The organism is Pseudarthrobacter sp. NPDC058329 (assembly GCF_042879835.1).
Classification (GTDB): domain Bacteria; phylum Actinomycetota; class Actinomycetes; order Actinomycetales; family Micrococcaceae; genus Arthrobacter.
Genome location: NZ_JBHVZR010000007.1, coordinates 1 through 18,716 on the forward strand (window position 1 = coordinate 1; position 18,716 = coordinate 18,716).

Sequence of the window (18,716 nt, forward strand, 5' to 3'; positions counted from 1 at the left end):
AAAACTCACCTCCGCCGCACCCGGCAACTGCTTATCCCCACCCAGGCGCATATTCGCCGGCGACACCTGATTCAACGTCGAACCAGACTCATCATCAACAAACACCTCACCGGCATCCTGCAAAATATCAAACGTCGTCGACGCCGGCGTCACCGCACCATCAAGAACCCGCGACGGATAATTCAACCGCCCCACAGCATTCCTGGACTTCGAGACAACCCACACACCACCATCGTTCAACTCCACCTCAGTGGTCTTAAACCCCGGATAAATAATGGCCCCAGCCACCAAAGCAGCAACAACAGCACCAAAAGCCGTACCAGCAACAACCCTCTTATGCCGCCTCTTCAGCCCAAGCTTCCCCAGCACACTTCTCACAGCGTTGATTCCCCCGGTTGGCGCTGCGCTCGGCAGCTGCTGGCCGGGGCTTGCGCCCCGTGCCCTGATGTGAAACGTCGCGCTCCGCAGGAGCGAAATGAGACCTTCGTTGGGTGCCCGGCAGGACGCCCGAACGGAATCCGGCAAAGCCGTATGTCCGGTGGCAATCCTACCGATTATTGTTATCCGGCCGCGATGGGGAGACCTGCCCCACGCGGCGGGTGCAACGACACCGACTATACCTAGATAAACCAACAACTGGATAAACCGGCGCAGACGGTTCGTCCGCGCAGAACCAGGCCCCGTCAGTCCAGGACCAGCCCCTTGCCGAGGCCGCGGGTGAGGCGGACCGGGCGGATCTCACCGAAGCCGCGGACATTTTCCGGAGGCTGGGGCAGCATCACAAACCGCTCGTCATGCTCCAGCGCCGATGCCGTCATGGAATCCACCAGCACTGTCCCCGGATCCGCCAGCGTTGTCAGCCGGGCCGCGAGGTTCACGGTGGGCCCGTAAATATCACCGAGCCGGGACAGGATCCTGCCCCAGACCATCGCCACCCTGGCCTCCGGAAGGATCTCGTCTTCGGTGAAGGCCTGGGCCAGCGCCAAGGAAATTTCCGCACCCGCTGCCGGGGTTTCCGCGATGTAGAGGACTTCGTCTCCCACGGTCTTGACCAGGCGGCCACCGCCCACGGAGATGATTTCCGCGCATTTGTTTTCAAACCGCTGGACCAGCCGGGCCAGCGTTTTTTCGTTCATGCGCCGGGACAGGCTGGTGTAGGAAACAAGGTCCGCGAAGCCGACGGCGCGCGCCAGGGGCAGCGGGGCGTCGTCCTCGTCGCCTTCCCGGCCTTCCTCGCTGGCCTGCAGTCCGGCTTCGGCACGGACCGCGAGCCGCTGGACGCCGGCGTTAAGCTGGCGGCGCCAGGAGTAGACCAGCATGTCCTCCAGCGCATCCACCAGCGCCGGGAGCTCATTCACCAGGCGCTTGCGGGCCACCGCATCGGTGACGCCCTGTTCGTGCACCATGTCTTCGACAAGGGCTTCAATCTGCCACACCACCATCCGGTCGGTCATCTGGCCGATGGAGCGGGTGACGGAGATGGCGGCTTCCTCCGTCAGCTTTCCGGACCGGACCAGGTCCACCACGGTGGAGAGGGCCGCCTCATCGCGTTCGGTAAAGGCAACGTCCTCGTCACCGAAGTTGGGGAAACCGAGGGCGCGCCAAAGTTTGCGCGCAGACAGCAGGGAAAGCCCTGCGCCGGCGGCGACTTCACGACGGCGGAGCTTGCGTTCCCCGCCCAGCAGGCGGGTCTCCAGGGCTTTCATCGCCAACCGCTCGGCTGACATAGTGCCGGTGGCGGGATGGGCGTCCGCGGCCGGAGCGGGCGGCGCGATGGACTCGACGCTTTCCTGCTGGTGCTCATCGTTCATCCGGTCCACCTTCTCTCATATCCCACGGCAAAGCTCCGGCGGGGTAATTCGTTGTTCCGCCCGGCTGGGCGTCGTGCTCGTCCGGCAACTCCCCGATGGCGTCGAGGATGAAGTCCCGGAACCTGGCTACTTCCGGCACATCAGGAAACGTGACCACTCCCTGGTATCCGGTTTCCAAGGATATATTCCCGGAGCGGAAGAGACGTTGCAGGACCGATTCCTGGACAGTCAGGTTGCGGATCGACGCCAGGATCACCTGCTGGTTCTGCCGCTTCCACATTCCGGACCTGGCCACCAGCCTCCTGCTGGTCAGCGTATAGCGGGTCCCGTGCCAGCGCAGCAGCCGGGGCAGGCAAAAGCCCAGCCACACCGAAGCTGCCGCGAGGACGCACCCGGTCACCAGCCACGGAGTCCAACGGCCGGACAGAGCGGGAACAGCCCGCCCGGCCTCGCCGCGGATCACCCAGGCGGAGCAATAGGCCGCCATCGCGGGAGCCAGGATAAAGGCAACCATGGCCCCGGCGAGTTTCCTCGGCTGCGGGCGGGTGGTGACAATCACCTGCTCGCCCGGGACAAGGTCTTTACGCATAACCGCCTTGGCCGGAGACGTCCGGGGAGGTCCACGGACGCAGGTGCACCACGTCCCCGGCGGTGACCACGTGCTCGCGGGAGTCGCGGTCCACCACCAGCAGCGAACCGTACTCGTCCAAGCGGGACGCGTGGCCGATGATCTCGTGGTCTCCCGGAAGCTGCGCCCGCACCTGCATGCCCAAGGTGACCATGGCGGCCTCAACCCGCTTGTGCAGTGACGGGCCGCCCGCCAAGCCTGCCGCCGGATCGCCGTCGGCATTGCAGAAGCTGCGGTACAACACGGCGAACTTCGAAAGGTAGCTCTTCAGGAGCAAGGTCCGGTCCGCTGTCCGGCCCTCTTCCAGCACCACCGACGTGGCCGTGGGAACAGGCAGTTCCGCTGCACGGAGGGTGACGTTCAGGCCGGTTCCCAGGATGACGGGCGGCACGGAGCCGTCCACCATGGGGCCCAGCTGGGCCAGGATGCCCGCGATCTTCTTCCCGCGTACCAGGACGTCGTTGGGCCACTTCAGCTCCGCCGGTATTCCTGCCGTCTCCAGCAGGGTTTCACGCAGCGCCAGCGCGGCAATCAGGGACAGCCAGGAGTAGGTTTGCGTGGGCAGCGGACGCCCTTCGGCATTGGCCGGGCGGAGGACAACCGAGACCAGGATGGAGCTCAGCGGCGGAGCTTCCCAGTGCCGGTCCAGCCGCCCGCGCGCTGCGCTCTGGTACTCGGCAGTGAGCACGGAGAGGTCGGGCCAGGCAGCGGGCTCCACCGTGACGGACCGGAGGAGGTCGGCGTTGGTGGAGCCGGTGGAGTCCACCACCTCAAGCAGCGGGATGCCGGTGGCAGACAGGAAGTTCTGGTCCGCCAGGTCCCCCCGGTCCAGGGGCGTACCGGGGGCATGTGCGTCATCCATACCTAAATCCTACCGACACGGGCAGGAGGTCCCACCTACAGGAAGATGTCTGGAACCAGCCGGTCTTCGGAAGCCCCCAGGCTGTACGGACGAAAGTCCGCCACACCGGCTGCAGCGAGGACTTCCTCGTCGGTGTAGAAGTTCCCGCTCGCCCCGCCCCCGGAGCGAAGGTTGGCGCCGGTAAGGACGGCGTGCGCGGCATCAGCCATGATCTGCGGGCCGCGTGCAGCTTGGACGATTTGTTCGCCATGGGGCATGTTGCGGATGGCCGCAGTGTCGATCAGGGTGCAGGGCCACAGCGAGTTGACGCTGATCCCGTCCGCTTTCAGTTCTTCGGCCAGCCCCAGGGTAGTCAGGCTCATTCCGTATTTCGCCATGGTGTAGGCCAAATGCTTCCCGGCCCAGTGCGGAGCCAGGTTCAGCGGCGGTGAGAGGGTAAGGATGTGACCACCGGCGGAAGCGCGCAGCGCAGGCAAGGCCAGCTTGGACAGCAGGAACGTTCCGCGGACATTGATGTCCTGCATCAGGTCGTACTTTTTCATGTCCACGGCATCGGTGCGTGAAAGGTCGATGGCAGAGGCATTGTTGATGACGGCGTCGATGCCCCCGAACCGTTCGACCGCCGCCGAGACAGCCCGCTCCACATCCTCGTCACACCGGACATCGCCAACCAGCGGAAGTGCCCGGCCGCCGGCCGCCTCCAGTTGTTCGGCGGCAGTGAAAACCGTGCCTTCAAGTTTCGGATGAGGCTCCCCCGTCTTGGCCATCAGGACGATGTTGGCGCCGTCTTCCGCTGCCCGGAGGGCAATGGCCAACCCGATTCCGCGGCTTCCGCCGGAGATCAGTATGGTCCGGCCGTGGAGGGAACCAGCAGGCCGGTAGGGGCTTGCAGGGGATCCCGAAGCATCATCGCTCAAAGTCATAAAAGCCACTGTAACCCAGTTATATTACTGGCAAGTAACATGCCGCGGCTGGCTGCGGCACGGCAGAAAATTGTAGGTTTTCTACAGCGGCAGGCGCCAGAAGCGTCACTAGACTAGCCAGCAGGGTTCGTTTTTTGTGTGGATGCTACTTAACTCCCGCATCAGACCTGCCAGCAAGGACAGCGCCACAGGACCAATCTGCTACAGAGCCGGAGATATTTGATGAGCCACGATCTGACAACGACAGCGGGAAAGATCGCCGACTTCCGCGACCGCCAGGCCCGTGCCGAACAGCCCTCCGGTCCCGAAGCAATCGAAAAGCAGCACGCGCGCGGCAAGAACACCGCCCGGGAGCGCATCGCCCTCCTGCTTGATGAAGACTCGTTTGTGGAATTCGATGCCCTGGCAGTACACCGCTCTACCGCGTTCGGCATGGAAAAGAAGAAGCCCCTGGGCGACGGCCTGGTTTCCGGCTACGGCACCGTGGACGGGCGCCCCGTAGCCGTCTACAGCCAGGACTTCTCGGTGTATGGCGGCTCCCTCAGCCAGGTCAACGGCGAAAAGATCGTCAAGGTGCAGGAATTCGCCCTGCGCAATGGCTGCCCCGTGGTGGGCATCCTCGACGGCGGCGGAGCCCGCATCCAGGAGGGTGTGGCCTCGCTCGCCATGTTCGCCGATATCTTCCGCAACAACGTCCACGCCTCAGGGGTGGTACCCCAGATTTCCCTGATCATGGGTCCCTCCGCCGGCGGCGCCGCCTACTCCCCCGCGCTCACCGACTACGTGGTGATGGTGGACAAGACCTCGCACATGTTCATTACCGGCCCGGATGTCATCAAGACCGTCACCGGCGAGGACGTGGATATGGAAACCCTGGGCGGGGCCCGGCAGCACAACGCCACCACCGGAACCTCCACGTACTTGGCCCCGGACGAAGCCGATGCCATCGAATTCGTCCGCGAACTGCTGGATTTCCTTCCTTCCAACAACCTCTCCGAGGCTCCCGTGCTGGAGCACCAGCAGGAGCTTGAGGTTGACGACGACGACCTCACCCTTGACGCGCTGATCCCGGATTCGGCCAACCAGCCCTACGACATGCGCAGTGTTGTGGAGCAGATCGTGGACGACGCCCACTTCCTGGAAATGCAGGCCCTGTACGCCCCCAACGTGATGATCGGCTACGGGCGGGTGGAGGGCCACACCGTGGGCATTGTGGCCAACCAGCCCTTGCAGTTCGCCGGAACCCTGGACATAGCCGCCTCGGAAAAGGCGGCCCGCTTCGTCCGCCACTGCGACGCCTTCAACATCCCCATCATCACCCTGGTGGACGTTCCCGGCTTCCTTCCCGGCAAGGACCAGGAGTTCCAGGGCATCATCCGCCGCGGCGCCAAACTCCTCTACGCCTACGCCGAAGCCACCGTGCCCAAGCTCACCGTGATTACCCGCAAGGCCTACGGCGGCGCCTACATCGTGATGGGTTCCAAAAAGCTGGGCGCCGACCTGAACCTGGCATGGCCCACAGCGCAGATCGGTGTGATGGGTGCCCAGGGCGCGGTCAACATCCTTTACCGCCGCGACCTCGCCGCCGTGGCCGAAGCCGGGGGAGACGTTGAAGCGCGGCGGGCTGAGGTGGTCCAGCAGTACGAGGAGGAGCTGCTGAACCCGTACCAGGCAGCCGAACTGGGCTACGTGGACGCCGTCATCGCCCCGTCCGAGACCAGGACCCAGATCATCAAGGGCCTGCGCGCGCTACGGGACAAGCGCGCCAGCCTTCCCACCAAGAAGCATGGGAACATCCCGCTGTGACGGTCCCCAACCAGCCTGCCGGGGAGGCTCCCCTGCCCGCCGCGCCGCTGCTCTCTGTTGTCAAAGGCCAGCCGACGGCCGAGGAACTGGCCGCCCTGACCGCCGTCGTACTCTCCTTGGGCGGCGAGGAGCCGGCGCCCGCCGGCAAGCCATCGGTGCGGCACTGGGTTCGCCGGCAGCAGCTGCGGCTGGCCCCCACGCCCGGGCCCGGGGCGTGGAAGCGAAGCCGCGGCTGAAAGGCACCTCTTCACCCGGTTCGGGCGTTAGTCTCGGAGAGTGACTACAGACACTCCTCCCGCCGCCCGCCCGAAAAGCCGCATCGACGCCGTCGCGGACAACTACACGGACACGCTTATCAGGCTCAATCCGTCACTCGCCACTACCCTTGGCGTGCCCGGACACGAGACTGAGTACCAGGACTTCTCCCCCGCCGGCATCGCGGAATTCGCCGAGGCTGCCCGGAAGGTCCTCACGGACCTTGAAGGCCTTGAGCCCGAGGACGACGTCGACGCCGTCACCCTTGACGCCATGCAGGAGCGGCTGGGCCTGCAGCTGCTGATCCACGCGTCCGGCTGGGATTACGCGGACCTGAACAACATCGCCTCCCCCGCCCAGGACATCCGCTCCATTCTCGACCTCATGCCCACGGCAACGGAGCAGGACTGGCGGCACATCGCCGGACGCGCGCTGAACATCCCCGGAGCCATCCGCGGCTACACGGAATCCTTGCGGCTTGCTCGGGACGCCGGACGGGTTGCCGCTGCCCGGCAGGTGAACATCGTTATTGAGCAGACCAGCAAGTATGCGGCCGGGGACGGCTTCTTTGCGAAGCTCGCGGCGGGCGCATCAACCGCCGCCGGGCCCCTGCCTGCCGCTGTCCAGGAAGAGCTCGACGCCGGTGCTGCCGCCGCCAGGAGTGCCTACGCCGGGCTGGCGGAATTCCTCCGGACGGAACTGCTGCCGGCCGCGCCCGAAAAGGACGCCGTGGGCCGGGCACGCTACGCGCTGGCTTCCCGCTCCTTCCTCGGCGCGACGGTGGACCTCGAAGAGACCTACGCCTGGGGTGTGCAGGAACTCGACCGCATCATCGCCCAGCAGGAGGAAGTGGCGGACACCATCAAGGCCGGCGCCACGATTGGTGAGGCAAAGGAGCTCCTGAACAGCGATCCCGCGCGCCAGCTGAAAGGCAAAGAAGCGCTGCGGGAATGGATGCAAGAGCTCTCGGACCAAGCCGTTGCCGACCTCGCCGGCGTCCACTTTGACATCCCGGATGTCATGCGAAAACTCGAGTGCCTCATCGCCCCCACGGACGAGGGCGGCATCTACTACACCGGACCGTCCGACGACTTCAGCCGCCCCGGCCGCATGTGGTGGTCGGTCCCGGCCGGCGAGGACACGTTCACCACGTGGGCCGAAACCACCACGGTCTTCCACGAGGGCGTCCCGGGCCACCACCTCCAGGTTGCCACTGCCACCTACCGCCACGAACTGTTGAACAAGTGGCGGCGCAACGTGTGCTGGACCTCCGGCCACGGCGAAGGCTGGGCCCTCTACGCCGAGAAACTGATGCAGGAACTGGGCTACCTGAACGATCCCGGCGACCACATGGGCATGCTGGACATGCAGCGGATGCGGGCCGCCCGCGTGGTCTTCGACATCGGCGTCCACCTCGAACTCGAGGTCCCCGGGCGGTGGGGCTCGGGCACCTGGACCCCTGACAAGGGCTACAAGTTCCTGAAGGAAAACCTGCCCATCAGCGAGGGGCAGCTCAACTTCGAGTTCACCCGCTACCTCGGCTGGCCGGGCCAGGCGCCCTCCTACAAAGTGGGACAGCGCCTCTGGGAACAAATCCGCGCAGAACTCGAAGCCCGCCCCGGCTTCGACCTCAAGGAGTTCCACACCCGGGCCCTGAACATCGGGTCGGTGGGACTGGACACCCTGAGGCGCGCACTGCTGTCCTAGTTTCCAGCGGTTTGAACTGGCCCAATTCCGCGGTTCAGTCCGGGGTGGCCACCCAGACGGTCCGGGTGGCACGGGGTTCCAGCTCAATGCCGTTTGAGAAACGGACCCGCAAGGCTTCCACGGCTTGGCGGTCTTCCCTGGCCAGGGCCGGCAGGTGGGCGAAGCGCGCGAACCACTGCCGGGCATACTCCCGTGCTGCCGTTGTGACAGGTGGTGTCGCCGTCACCTCGGACCGGGTGACGGCGAACCCGGCGGCCTCGAGGTCAGGCGTCCAGTCCGGGTGACGGTTCCATCCCGCCGCCGCCGCAGCGGCATGGCAGCGCTGCTCCAGCAGCGCTTCGCCCCGTTCCTTGAGGAAGCGGGGCAGGGCAGCGAGCTCAACCACCACCAGGGCCCCGCCCGGCGCCAGTGCCCGGCGGACCCCCGACAGAAGCCGGGCGGGCCGCGTGAGGTGGTGCAGCGAGGATGAGGCCCACACGAGGTCCACCCCGGCCGTATCTGCTGTAGCCAGGGCGGCAAGCGCAGGGAAACCGTCGTTGAGGTCCGCGCCGACGACGGCGAATCCCTGGCCGCGGAGCTGCTCAAGCATCTGCGGATCGTTATCGACGCACGTCACGGTGGCTTCGGGGTACCGCCTCCTCAGCAGCCGGCTGCCTGCGCCGGTGCCGGCGCCGAGGTCAACGATGCTGCCTGCGGTCGGCACCGCGGCCATGTCCAGGACAGCCGCGAGTTGGTGGCCGAACACCTCCGCGTCGAGGTCGAGGAAGCGCTGCTGGCCCTGGCTGTCGGAGCGCTGGTGGTGGTGATCCATCGTCATCACCCTTCTACTGGCGCCGGGATGGGGCCGAAGTGTCCTGCCATTGCCAACCTGGTGTCCTCCTCGACGAGGTCGGCGTTGATCCTCGCTCCGCTCATAACACCCTCGGCTGCCGCAGTTATCACTTGAGCCATCAGATTGGAGACATTGCCCGCTGCGTACAGGCCGGGGACGGCTGTTGCACCGCCCATGGCGTCGGTCTCGATGAACCGCCCGGCCCCCGTCGGGTGGGTCCGGGGACTGAGCCCGAGTGATTCCAGAAGTACGGATCTGGCCTCCATCCGCGTTCCGACAGCCAGCGACTCCAGGTCGAATGAGGAGCCCTGGCGGAGCGTCAGCCCCGTGAGGACACCATCCACCGCATCAACGGAGGCAACGGGTCCAGCCACCACCGCTACAGACCGGGCAGTGAGCTTGTCCCATTCTTCGGCCGTGGGCTCCACGGTGTCGTTGAGGAAAAGGGTGATCTCACTGGACCATTGCCTGAAAAGCAGTGCTTGATGGACAGACAGGGGACCCGTGCCCAGCACACCTATGCGTTGCCCGCGGATCTCCCAGCCATGGCAGTAAGGGCAGTGCACCACGCCCTTGCCCCATTGCTCCCGCAACCCGTCGATCGGTGGCAATTCATCCGTCAGGCCGCTGGTGACGAGGAGGCGCCTGCCGGAGAACCGGCGGCCATCTCCGAGGATCACCTCAAATCCATCAGATGTCCGCCGTGCCGAAACGGCTTCGCCGTCCGCAACCGTCCCGCCATACGAAAGCACTTCACGGCGTCCGATGGACAGGAGTTCCGAAGGGTTGATTCCGTCCCTCGACAGGTAGCCGTGCACACCGGCCGCGCGTGCGTTGCGTGGAGTTCCGGCATCGATGACCAGCACCTGGCGCAGCGCCCGGGCCAATGTCGTGGCCGCGCTGAGCCCCGCGGCGCCGCCGCCAATAATCACAACGTCATACCGTGTGGTGTCCATGCTGATGCTGTCCTTCGTCCGTCCTGTGGGTTCACCGCCAAGGTGCCGGGCGGTAACACAAGCCTCCACCGGCGTTTAGTTGCTGGCAAATGTTCTTGCTGATATGGCAAAATGCTTCCATGGCAGATGAGTTGAATGGTGTACTCGGGGCTGTCGGCCCCCGGCTCCGGGCGCTTCGCACTGAGCGGAACCTCACCCTCGGGGAGGTGTCCAGCGCTTCCGGCGTCTCAGTCAGCACCCTGTCCCGCCTGGAATCCGGCCAACGCAGGCCAAACCTGGAACTCCTGCTGCCCCTCGCCGGGTTGTACGGTGTCCCCCTCGACGATCTGGTGGGCGCCCCGCCCACAGGGGATCCGAGAATCCACCTGCGCCCCATCACCCATGCCGGCATGACGGCGGTTCCCCTCACGCGGCGCCCGGGCGGGCTGCAGGCCTTCAAGATGGTACTGACCGGCGACGGCCGCGGGGCCGAGCCCGAGCCGCGTGTCCATGAAGGCTACGAATGGCTGTACATCCTCAACGGACGGCTGCGTTTGGTGCTGGGCGGGAAGGACTTCGAACTGCGCCCGGGCGAAGCCGCGGAATTCGACACCCGCACCCCGCACTGGTTCGCCAGCGCTGACGGGGAGCCGGTCGAGTTCATCAGCCTGTTCGGACAGCAGGGCGAGCGGATGCATGTCCGCGCACGGCCCAGGCCCGCTTAGGGAGACGTTTGCCACACAGGGGGTGGGAATAACTTCACAAAACGTTGTATTGGCGGCGGAAGTACGGGGGTCCTGCGACCTCAGCCGCTTTGTGACGCCGTAATATTTCTCAACATGGGTTCGCCGTGATATTGGGGCGAGCCCTAACGTATTCGGGTGAGCACATCAACCCGCCCCTCAGAATCCGCAGGAAAGACCGGCTTCCAGCTGCCCAAATGGGCTGGCTCGTTCGGCTTCCAGATTATCGCCGCCCTCATCGTAGGGCTCGGCCTCGGCCTGCTGGCCAAGTACACCGGCAGCACCAAAACCAGCCCCAACGGCCTCGGCGCCACGCTGCAGACCATCGGCTCCAGCTATGTCTCATTGCTGCAGACCGCCGTCGTTCCCCTGATCTTCACCGCGGTGGTCAGTTCCATTTCCAACCTGCGCCAGGTGTCCAACGCCGCGAAGCTGGCGTGGAACACCCTGCTGTGGTTCGCCATTACCTCCCTGATCGCCGTGCTGATCGGCATTGGCCTGGGCGTGCTGCTCCAGCCCGGCGCCAACACCGGCATCACCGAAGAAGCCAAGTACGCCGGCAAGTCCGGTGACTGGTGGTCCTTCCTCATCGGCCTGTTCCCCAAGAACTTCCTCGGCCTGGGGGCCAGCTCCACTGTCGCCGAATCCGGCGCCGTTACCACCTCCGTCAGCTTCAACGTGCTCCAGATCCTGGTGATCGCCATCGCCGTCGGCGTGGCCGCACTCAAGGTGGGCAAGGCTGCCGAACCGTTCCTGAACCTGAATGCCTCCGCGCTGGCCGTCATCCAGAAGGTCCTGTGGTGGATCATCCGCATCGCACCGCTGGGCACCGTGGGCCTGATCGGCAACGCCGTCGCTGTCTACGGCTGGGACACCATCGGCTCGCTGGGCAAGTTCACCTTCGCCATCTACGTGGGCCTGGCCCTGGTGCTCTTCGCGGTCTACCCCGTCCTGGTGCGCACCCACGGCCTGTCCGTCAAGCAGTACTTCTCCGGTGTGTGGCCGGCCGTCCAGCTGGCCTTCGTTTCGCGCTCCTCGGTGGGCACCCTGCCCCTGACCCAGCGGGTTACCGAACGCAGCCTGGGTGTCCCCCGCGGTTACGCTTCCTTCGCCGTGCCGCTGGGCGCCACCACCAAGATGGACGGCTGCGCCGCCATCTACCCCGCCATCTCAGCCATCTTCGTCGCGCAGTTCTTCGGCATCCAGCTCGACTTCAGCCAGTACCTGCTGATCGCACTGGTCTCCGTCCTGGGCTCCGCGGCAACCGCGGGCACCACCGGCGCGGTTGTTATGCTCACGCTGACGCTGTCCACGCTGGGACTGCCGCTTGCCGGCGTCGGCCTGCTCCTGGCCATCGATCCCATCCTGGACATGGGCCGCACCGCGGTAAACGTCGCCGGCCAGGCGCTCGTCCCCACCATCGTCGCCAAGCGCCAAGGCATCCTGAATGAGGCCCTGTACAACGCGCCCCGGAATGGAACTCCCTTCGTTGACGACACGGTGGACGCCGAAGCCCCGTCCGACGGAACCTCGACGGACACCGCCGCGCGTGAACTGGCGGACGCGAAGGCCTAAGGGTCCCTGCTCACCCCTGCTGTAGTAAGAAGTCCCCGGGAGTTTCCCGGGGACTTCTTTGTGTAGGGACGGGTCAGCGGCCGCCGCCGATAACGCGGTTTTCCACGGCCTTGGTGACGGCGTCGGCCTCGGCCCGGGTGAGCTTTCCGTCCGCCACCGCCTGATCCAGCCGGGTCTTGAGCGCTGCGGCCTTCTCTGCCTGCTTTTCGGTGCGGAGCTCCGCCAAGGCGCCGCTGACCTTTGACTCCTCGACGCCGAGCGACTCAGCCAGGGCCTTGGCAAGGGCAGCATCACGGTTGGCGGTGTCAGGCTTGGTTCCCTCAGCGGGCGGGGCTGCCGGCTTGTTTGCTGCGCGGAAGGCCTGCAGCGCTTCGGTGACCTTGGCTTCCTCCACCCCAAGCTTTTCGGCGAGCGCAGATGCCTGCGCGACGCCCCGCTCCCCACCGCGGCCGCCGTGCTTGCCCGTGCCGCTGCCGGGTGCTGTGGAGGGGCTCCCGTCGGCAGCTGCGCTGGAGCTGGCACTGGGCGTCGGGGTGGGTGTGGTGGTGGCGGAAGCCATGCCGGCAACTCCGATTCCTGCGCCAAGGGCCAGTGCCGTGGCTGACAGTCCGAGGGTCATTTTCTTAGTGCGTGACATTTTTGTCTCCTGGATCCGCCGTCGGTGACGGCTGGTGATGGTTTGCCCCTTTCAGGGCAACACCAGCATCCGGGCGCAGGTTCTGGGAGAGCTGTTCGGGACCTTTCATCTACCTGTGAAAGTGGAACAATCCAAAAGTTGCCCACCGTGCAAACTTGCACGTAGTGTAATGGTGTGAACATCTCCCCCGGCCCTGCGCCACCGGCCCCCGCCCCTTCGCGGCGCGAGTTGAACAAAGCAGCCACCCGCCAGGCCATTACGGAGGCCGCCCTGGCGCTGCTTCGCAGCCGGGGCCCTGGAAGCTTCACTGTGGAGGACATCGCCGATTCCGCCGGGATTTCGCGACGCACCTTCTTCAACTACTTCGGCAGCACCGACGCCGCCCTCGCGTCCGTTACCCACGGCTTCCTGGACAATGCCATCGTGCAGTTTCGGCTCCGGCCGGCCAACGAACCGATCCTCCAGTCGGCGCAGGCTGCCCTCATGGCCCTCGCTGACCCCATGACGGTGGCACCCCTCGCGGAGCTCTTCACCCTCACCCAGCAGAGTTCCCTGATGTCCCACTCGGAGCTGGAAGCCTGGGACCACTGCCGGGAGCAAATCACCGCGGTGGCCCGGGAACGCGCGGCCGGAACGCCCGGCGCCGTGGACGAGCTCTACCTTCACGCCTTCGCAGGCTCCGTCATCTCCTGCGGCAAGGCGGCGATGGAAGTCTGGTTTGCCCGCCGCGGAGCCGACCTCTCGCCTGCATCCCTGGCCGAACTCCGGCAGTTGCTCATCGACGCCATGGCGCTCCTGGGCTCCGGCTTCACCGCAGGGCTGCCATCTCCTTCATCTTCCGACTCCCGCTCCTCCTGATCAGATCGGTTTCCTGTTATGGCACTGCTCCTGTACCGCCTGGGCAAGTTCTCCTACCGCCGGCGCTGGCTGGTCATCTCGCTGTGGCTGGCGGTCCTGGTGGCCGTGGGCGGCTCGGCTGCCGCCTTCCACGGCACCCTGTCCAACAATTTCCAGATCCCCGGCACCGAAACACAGCGCATCGCGGACAAGCTGAAGGAAGAGCTTCCCTCAGCTTCCGGAGGCACCGCCACCATCGTGTTTGAAGCGCCCGACGGCGGCTTCACCGCCGAGAGCCGGGCCGCCGTCACCGACGCCCTGAAGAAGCTCGAGTCCGTGCCCGATGTCCGCGGCACCATCGATCCGTTCGCCACCCAGGCACAGGTTGACCAGGCCGGACAGGCCATCTCCGACGGCGGGCAGCAGCTTGCCGCCGGCCAGGCGCAGCTTGACGCATCCCGCGCCGGGCTGGAGGCCGGCAAGGCCCAGCTCGCAGCCGCCGAACAGCAGCTCGCAGCATCCGGCGCCCCGGCCGCCCTCATCGAGGCGCAGCTTGGCCAGCAAAAGGCCGCCCTCGCGGAAGGGCAGGCAAGGCTCGACGCCGGCGCCCGGGAACTCGAAGCCGGAAAGGCAAAGCTGGAGCTGGGCAAGCGCCAGGCAGAGGCTTCCGCCGCCATTCGCTTTGTGTCCGAGGATGGCCGTGCCGCCGTCGCACAGGTCCAGTTCAGCACCTCCATCAATGGCCTGAGCCCCGAGGTCCGCGAGCAGGTCCAGGACATCGCCCATGAAACCTCCGCTGCCGGCGTCACCGCCTACGCCAGCAAGGAAATTACCGAGGACATCTCCGAACTGTTCGGCGCCGCCGAGATCATCGGCATCGCCGTGGCGGCCCTGGTCCTGATCATCATGCTGGGAACGCTCATCGCCGCCGGACTGCCGCTGCTCATGGCAGTCATCGGTGTGGGCGTCGGCGTGGGCATCACCTTCGCCTTGTCCGGCCTCTTCGACATGAGCTCCATCTCCCCCATGCTGGCACTGATGCTGGGCCTGGCCGTGGGGATCGACTACTCCCTGTTTATCGTCAACCGGCACCGCACGCAGCTCCTGGCCGGCATGGACCAGGAGGAATCGGTGGCCTGCGCCACCGGCACCTCCGGCAACGCGGTGGTTTTCGCCGGCCTGACCGTGATCATCGCATTGGCCGCGCTGGTGGTTCCGGGCCTGCCCTTCCTTGCCGTGATGGGCCTGGCAGCAGCCGGAACGGTCGCGGTTGCCGTCCTCGTGGCCATCACGCTTACCCCGGCCATGCTTTCCCTGATCGGCCGGCGCATCATCTCCCGGCGCGCCTGGGCCAAGGCCGAGGTCCACAACGCCGAACCGGGCCATGAAGCTGCCGACGAAGCCCAGGACCGCGAGCGCAGCACCCACGGCTGGGGCGGCCTCGTCACCCGGCACCCCGTGCTGGCACTCCTGGCCGGTGTACTCCTTCTGGGCACCCTTGCACTGCCCGCCACCCAGCTGCAGCTTGCACTGCCCGACGGCGGCTCCGAACCTGTTGAGTCCGAGGCCTACCAGGCCTACGACCTGACCGCCCGGAGCTTCGGCGAAGGCGTAACCGGTCCGATCGTGGCAGTGGGCGAATTCCCGGCAAACCTGGACGAGTCCCAGGCGCAGACCCTGCAGTATGACATCGCGGACAAGCTCCGCGCCGTGGACAACGTCGTTGCCGCCGTGCCCGTCGCCCTTAGCGAGGACCGCCGGACGGCCGTCTTCCAGGTCATCCCCGAGGAGGGTCCGGCCAGCGCCAGCACCGTGCAGGTGGTTTCCGAGCTCCGCGGCCTCAACGGGGCCATCCAGTCCGAATTCGATGTGGCCATGGGGCTGACGGGCCAGACCGCCGGCAACGTGGATGTCTCCACGAAGCTCGGTGACGCGCTGCCGCCCTACCTGGCGATCGTCGTCGGACTTTCCCTGATCCTGCTGCTGCTGGTATTCCGCTCCATCGTGGTCCCGCTGCTGGCCACCGGCGGCTTCCTGCTCTCCCTCGCCGCGGCGTTCGGCGCCGTGGTGGCCGTGTACCAGTGGGGCTGGCTGGGCGGCGTGTTCGATGTGGCCAACCCCGGAGCCGTGCTCAGCTTCCTGCCGATCATCCTGATCGGTGTCCTCTTCGGGCTGGCCATGGATTACCAGGTGTTCATCGCCTCCGGGATGCGCGAGGCATACATGCACGGCTCCTCGGCCAAACAGGCCGTACGGGTGGGCTTCCGCCATGCTGCCGCAGTGGTGGCGGCCGCGGCGATCATCATGGTCAGCGTCTTCGCCGGCTTTATCTTCAGCCACCTCACCATGGTGCGGCCGCTCGGCTTTGCCATGGCGTTTGGTGTCCTGCTGGATGCCTTTGTGGTGCGGATGACCATTGTTCCGGCCGTGATGTACCTGCTCGGCGAGAAGTCCTGGTGGCTTCCCCGCTGGCTGGACCGGATCCTGCCGGACGTCGACGTGGAGGGCGCCAAGCTCAGCAGGCCCGAGGCAGCACCGGCGCCCGGTGAACTCGTCCACTAGGCTGAATCCGTGGTCCGCCTGATTCTCGCTTCCCAGTCCCCCGCCCGCACCAAGCTCCTGGCAGAGGCCGGCATCCGGCATTCGGTCCTGGTCTCGGACGTTGATGAGGATGCCGTCCAGGCCCGGTACGGCGTCACCGACCCGCACGATACCGCGTTGCTGCTGGCCCGCGCGAAAGCGGAGGCGGTGGCGGCACTGCCGGAAGCGGAGGGTGCGCTGGTACTCGGGTGTGACTCCGTCTTTGAGTTCGACGGCGAGGCGCACGGCAAACCGTACACCGCCGCCGTCGCGCGTGAACGGATGCTGCGGATGAGCGGCAACGCCGGCTGGCTGCATACCGGACACTGGCTGGTGGATTGCCGGGCCACTGATCCCGACGACGGCGCTGCCCCCGGCACGGGGGCCACCCTCGGGACCGTGGCATCGGCGGAGGTTTCCTTCCTTGAGATGGATGCGGCGGAGATTGACGCGTACATCGCCACCGGCGAGCCGCTGCACTGCGCCGGGTCCTTCACCATCGACGGGCTGGGCGGGGCGTTTATCCGCAAGATCGACGGCGACCCGCACGCCGTCGTGGGCCTGTCCGTCTCCACGCTCCGCGAATTATTGGCCCAGGCGCAAGTGCGGATCACCGACCTCTGGCCGGCGGCCTGAAGCTACCCATTTCAGCCAGTCTTGTAGCTTCCCTACAAAGCCTGAGCTCTTTACACGCGGAATCCGCAAGTAATATCGGCGGAACCCTCAAAACCGCGCTAGGCTCCCTGAAGGAAAGAAGGAGACGCCTTGTCAGCAAATTTGGAGCAGTCCGCACGTCCCACGCAGTCGACCCTCACCAAGGTGCTGATCGCCAACCGCGGTGAAATCGCGGTGCGCATCATCCGCGCCGCCCGTGATGAAGGTATCGCCTCCGTTGCCGTTTACGCGGACGCAGACCGCGACGCCCTGCACGTCCGCCTTGCTGACGAGGCCTTCGCACTGGGCGGCAGCACCGCCGCTGAGTCCTACCTCGTGATGGACAAGATCATCGACGCCGCCCGCCAGTCCGGCGCCGACGCCATCCACCCCGGCTACGGGTTCCTGGCCGAAAACGCCCAGTTCGCTGCCCGCGTGATCGAGGCCGGCATCACCTGGATCGGCCCCTCCCCTGAAGCCATCTCCGCCCTCGGCGACAAGGTCCAGGCCCGGCACATCGCCGAGAAGGTGGGCGCACCCCAGGTCCCCGGCACCGCGGATCCCGTCCAGTCCGCCGAGGAAATCCTCGACTTCGTGGACCAGTACGGGCTCCCCGTGGCCATCAAGGCGGCCTTCGGCGGCGGCGGACGCGGCATCAAGGTCGCCCGCAGCCGCGACGAGATTCCCGAACTGTTCGAATCCGCTGTCCGTGAAGCCACCGCCGCCTTCGGCCGCGGCGAGTGCTTCATCGAGCGCTTCCTGGACGCGCCCCGCCACGTCGAAACGCAGTGCCTGGCGGACGCCCACGGCAACGTGGTGGTGGTCTCCACGCGCGACTGCTCGCTGCAGCGCCGAAACCAGAAACTGGTGGAGGAGGCACCGGCCCCGTTCCTGACCGAGGAGCAGAACCGCCGCCTGTACGAGTCCTCCAAAGCCATCCTGAAGGAAGCCGGCTACCTGGGCGCCGGCACCTGCGAGTTCCTGGTGGGCCAGGACGGCACCATCTCCTTCCTTGAGGTGAACACCCGTCTGCAGGTGGAGCACTGTGTTTCCGAGGAAGTCACCGGCATCGACCTGGTGCGCGAGCAGTTCCGGCTGGCCCGCGGCGAGGAACTTGGTTACGACGATCCCGAGGTACGCGGCCACTCCTTCGAATTCCGCATCACCGGCGAAGACCCGGGCCGGAACTTCCTGCCGGCCCCGGGCACACTCCGGGTCCTGAAGAATCCCACCGGCCCCGGTATCCGCATCGACTCCGGCGTGGAGGAGGGCGACGTGATCAGCGGCAACTTCGATTCCATGCTGTCCAAGCTGATCGTGACGGGTGCCAACCGGCCGCAGGCCCTGCAGCGCGCCCGCCGCGCCCTGGAGGAGATGGTGGTCGAGGGCATTCCAACGGTGATCCCGTTCGACCTCGCCGTGGTCTCGGACCCGGCGTTCGCGCCGGCGGAGGGCCCGTTCAGCGTCCACACCCGCTGGATCGAGACCGAGTTCGTCAACAACCTGCCGGCCTGGACCCCGGACGGCGGCGCAGGCTCCGACGCGGACGCCGAGGAGCGGCAGCGCGTGGTGGTTGAAGTCGGCGGCAAACGGCTCGAGGTGGTACTGCCCGCCTCGCTCGGTTCGGTGGGGACCGGCACCGCCGGCGCCGCGGCCAAACCCGGCAAGTCGAAGAAGCGTTCCCGCTCCGGGGGCACGGCAGCGGCCACCGGCAACGCGCTGACCTCCCCCATGCAGGGCACCATCGTCAAGGTGGCCGTGGCCGACGGCGACGTTGTGGCTGAGGGCGACCTGGTGGTGGTCCTCGAGGCGATGAAGATGGAGCAGCCGCTGACCGCGCACCGCTCGGGAACCATCACCGGCCTGACCGCTGCAGCCGGAGAGACAGTGTCAGCCGGCGCCGTCATCGCCACCATCGAAGACTAGCAAGC

The 18,716-nt window shown here is 66.3% G+C and carries 17 protein-coding genes; 9 read left to right on the forward strand and 8 right to left on the reverse strand.

Features of this window, described 5'->3' with window-relative positions; genetic code table 11:
* The 5 genes from ACFVYC_RS11125 to ACFVYC_RS11145 form a co-directional block, all read right to left on the reverse strand.
* Positions 1-378, reverse strand: a 378-nt coding sequence (locus tag ACFVYC_RS11125; RefSeq protein WP_387549816.1) for a hypothetical protein, incomplete at its 3' end; no start/stop codon positions are given.
* 305 nt (positions 379-683) lie between these two features.
* Entirely contained in the window at positions 684-1,811 is a 1,128-nt protein-coding gene (locus ACFVYC_RS11130; RefSeq protein ID WP_387549818.1) for an adenylate/guanylate cyclase domain-containing protein, read from the reverse strand.
* The gene (locus ACFVYC_RS11135; protein ID WP_387549820.1) at positions 1,801-2,400 is read right to left on the reverse strand and encodes a PH domain-containing protein; all 600 of its coding nucleotides are present in this window, start codon (positions 2,398-2,400) and stop codon (positions 1,801-1,803) included. The genes ACFVYC_RS11130 and ACFVYC_RS11135 overlap by 11 nt, the downstream gene beginning before the upstream one ends.
* Positions 2,393-3,301 carry a biotin--[acetyl-CoA-carboxylase] ligase gene (locus ACFVYC_RS11140; RefSeq protein WP_387549822.1) on the reverse strand — a complete coding sequence of 303 codons (909 nt, stop codon included), beginning with the start codon at positions 3,299-3,301 and terminating at the stop codon, positions 2,393-2,395. The genes ACFVYC_RS11135 and ACFVYC_RS11140 overlap by 8 nt, the downstream gene beginning before the upstream one ends.
* A gap of 35 nt (positions 3,302-3,336) precedes the next feature.
* Positions 3,337-4,224, reverse strand: coding sequence for an SDR family oxidoreductase (locus tag ACFVYC_RS11145; protein WP_387549823.1), 888 nt, complete (start codon positions 4,222-4,224; stop codon positions 3,337-3,339).
* 222 nt (positions 4,225-4,446) lie between these two features.
* Here ACFVYC_RS11145 and ACFVYC_RS11150 point away from each other — a divergent pair, with 222 nt between their 5' ends.
* Genes ACFVYC_RS11150 through ACFVYC_RS11160 form a run of 3 tightly spaced genes read left to right on the forward strand, consistent with a single transcriptional unit; the run spans position 4,447 to position 7,992 of the window.
* A complete protein-coding gene (locus ACFVYC_RS11150; RefSeq protein WP_387549825.1) occupies positions 4,447-6,030 on the forward strand; it encodes an acyl-CoA carboxylase subunit beta in 1,584 nt (527 codons plus the stop codon).
* Positions 6,027-6,266 (forward strand): acyl-CoA carboxylase subunit epsilon, encoded by a 240-nt coding sequence (locus ACFVYC_RS11155; RefSeq protein WP_387549827.1) that lies wholly within the window; start codon positions 6,027-6,029, stop codon positions 6,264-6,266. The genes ACFVYC_RS11150 and ACFVYC_RS11155 overlap by 4 nt, the downstream gene beginning before the upstream one ends.
* A 40-nt stretch (positions 6,267-6,306) precedes the next feature.
* Positions 6,307-7,992, forward strand: a complete 1,686-nt coding sequence (locus ACFVYC_RS11160; RefSeq protein ID WP_387549828.1) for a DUF885 domain-containing protein — start codon at positions 6,307-6,309, stop codon at positions 7,990-7,992.
* A 34-nt stretch (positions 7,993-8,026) separates the two neighbouring features.
* Here the strand turns inward: ACFVYC_RS11160 and ACFVYC_RS11165 are convergent, their stop codons facing one another.
* A complete protein-coding gene (locus tag ACFVYC_RS11165; RefSeq protein ID WP_387549830.1) occupies positions 8,027-8,803 on the reverse strand; it encodes a class I SAM-dependent methyltransferase in 777 nt (258 codons plus the stop codon).
* A 5-nt stretch (positions 8,804-8,808) separates the two neighbouring features.
* Positions 8,809-9,780 carry an NAD(P)/FAD-dependent oxidoreductase gene (locus ACFVYC_RS11170; RefSeq protein WP_387549832.1) on the reverse strand — a complete coding sequence of 324 codons (972 nt, stop codon included), beginning with the start codon at positions 9,778-9,780 and terminating at the stop codon, positions 8,809-8,811.
* A 119-nt stretch (positions 9,781-9,899) separates the two neighbouring features.
* Here ACFVYC_RS11170 and ACFVYC_RS11175 point away from each other — a divergent pair, with 119 nt between their 5' ends.
* Positions 9,900-10,484, forward strand: coding sequence for a helix-turn-helix domain-containing protein (locus tag ACFVYC_RS11175; RefSeq protein ID WP_387549834.1), 585 nt, complete (start codon positions 9,900-9,902; stop codon positions 10,482-10,484).
* 156 nt (positions 10,485-10,640) lie between these two features.
* Positions 10,641-12,077 carry a dicarboxylate/amino acid:cation symporter gene (locus ACFVYC_RS11180; RefSeq protein ID WP_387549835.1) on the forward strand — a complete coding sequence of 479 codons (1,437 nt, stop codon included), beginning with the start codon at positions 10,641-10,643 and terminating at the stop codon, positions 12,075-12,077.
* A 73-nt stretch (positions 12,078-12,150) separates the two neighbouring features.
* Here the strand turns inward: ACFVYC_RS11180 and ACFVYC_RS11185 are convergent, their stop codons facing one another.
* Complete coding sequence (locus ACFVYC_RS11185) at positions 12,151-12,714, reverse strand: hypothetical protein (protein WP_387549837.1); 564 nt, start codon at positions 12,712-12,714, stop codon at positions 12,151-12,153.
* Positions 12,715-12,894: 180 nt separating this feature from the next.
* On the opposite strand from ACFVYC_RS11185, the gene ACFVYC_RS11190 reads away from it, so the two are divergent.
* The 4 genes from ACFVYC_RS11190 to ACFVYC_RS11205 all read left to right on the forward strand — a co-directional run bounded on the left by ACFVYC_RS11190 (position 12,895) and on the right by ACFVYC_RS11205 (position 18,711).
* A complete protein-coding gene (locus ACFVYC_RS11190; RefSeq protein WP_387550088.1) occupies positions 12,895-13,572 on the forward strand; it encodes a TetR/AcrR family transcriptional regulator in 678 nt (225 codons plus the stop codon).
* Between the two features lie 18 nt (positions 13,573-13,590).
* Complete coding sequence (locus tag ACFVYC_RS11195) at positions 13,591-16,113, forward strand: MMPL family transporter (RefSeq protein WP_387549838.1); 2,523 nt, start codon at positions 13,591-13,593, stop codon at positions 16,111-16,113.
* A gap of 9 nt (positions 16,114-16,122) precedes the next feature.
* Positions 16,123-16,767, forward strand: coding sequence for a Maf family protein (locus ACFVYC_RS11200; RefSeq protein WP_387549840.1), 645 nt, complete (start codon positions 16,123-16,125; stop codon positions 16,765-16,767).
* A 129-nt stretch (positions 16,768-16,896) separates the two neighbouring features.
* Positions 16,897-18,711 carry an acetyl/propionyl/methylcrotonyl-CoA carboxylase subunit alpha gene (locus ACFVYC_RS11205; protein ID WP_387549841.1) on the forward strand — a complete coding sequence of 605 codons (1,815 nt, stop codon included), beginning with the start codon at positions 16,897-16,899 and terminating at the stop codon, positions 18,709-18,711.
* Positions 18,712-18,716 lie beyond the last annotated feature (5 nt).

Coding starts and splice junctions, on each gene's coding strand:
- ACFVYC_RS11130 (WP_387549818.1), bottom strand. CDS start 1,811: ATGAACGATGAGCACCAGCAGGAAAGCGTCGAGTCCATCGCGCCGCCC.
- ACFVYC_RS11135 (WP_387549820.1), bottom strand. CDS start 2,400: ATGCGTAAAGACCTTGTCCCGGGCGAGCAGGTGATTGTCACCACCCGC.
- ACFVYC_RS11140 (WP_387549822.1), bottom strand. CDS start 3,301: ATGGATGACGCACATGCCCCCGGTACGCCCCTGGACCGGGGGGACCTG.
- ACFVYC_RS11145 (WP_387549823.1), bottom strand. CDS start 4,224: ATGACTTTGAGCGATGATGCTTCGGGATCCCCTGCAAGCCCCTACCGG.
- ACFVYC_RS11150 (WP_387549825.1), top strand. CDS start 4,447: ATGAGCCACGATCTGACAACGACAGCGGGAAAGATCGCCGACTTCCGC.
- ACFVYC_RS11165 (WP_387549830.1), bottom strand. CDS start 8,803: ATGGATCACCACCACCAGCGCTCCGACAGCCAGGGCCAGCAGCGCTTC.
- ACFVYC_RS11170 (WP_387549832.1), bottom strand. CDS start 9,780: ATGGACACCACACGGTATGACGTTGTGATTATTGGCGGCGGCGCCGCG.
- ACFVYC_RS11175 (WP_387549834.1), top strand. CDS start 9,900: ATGGCAGATGAGTTGAATGGTGTACTCGGGGCTGTCGGCCCCCGGCTC.
- ACFVYC_RS11185 (WP_387549837.1), bottom strand. CDS start 12,714: ATGTCACGCACTAAGAAAATGACCCTCGGACTGTCAGCCACGGCACTG.
- ACFVYC_RS11195 (WP_387549838.1), top strand. CDS start 13,591: ATGGCACTGCTCCTGTACCGCCTGGGCAAGTTCTCCTACCGCCGGCGC.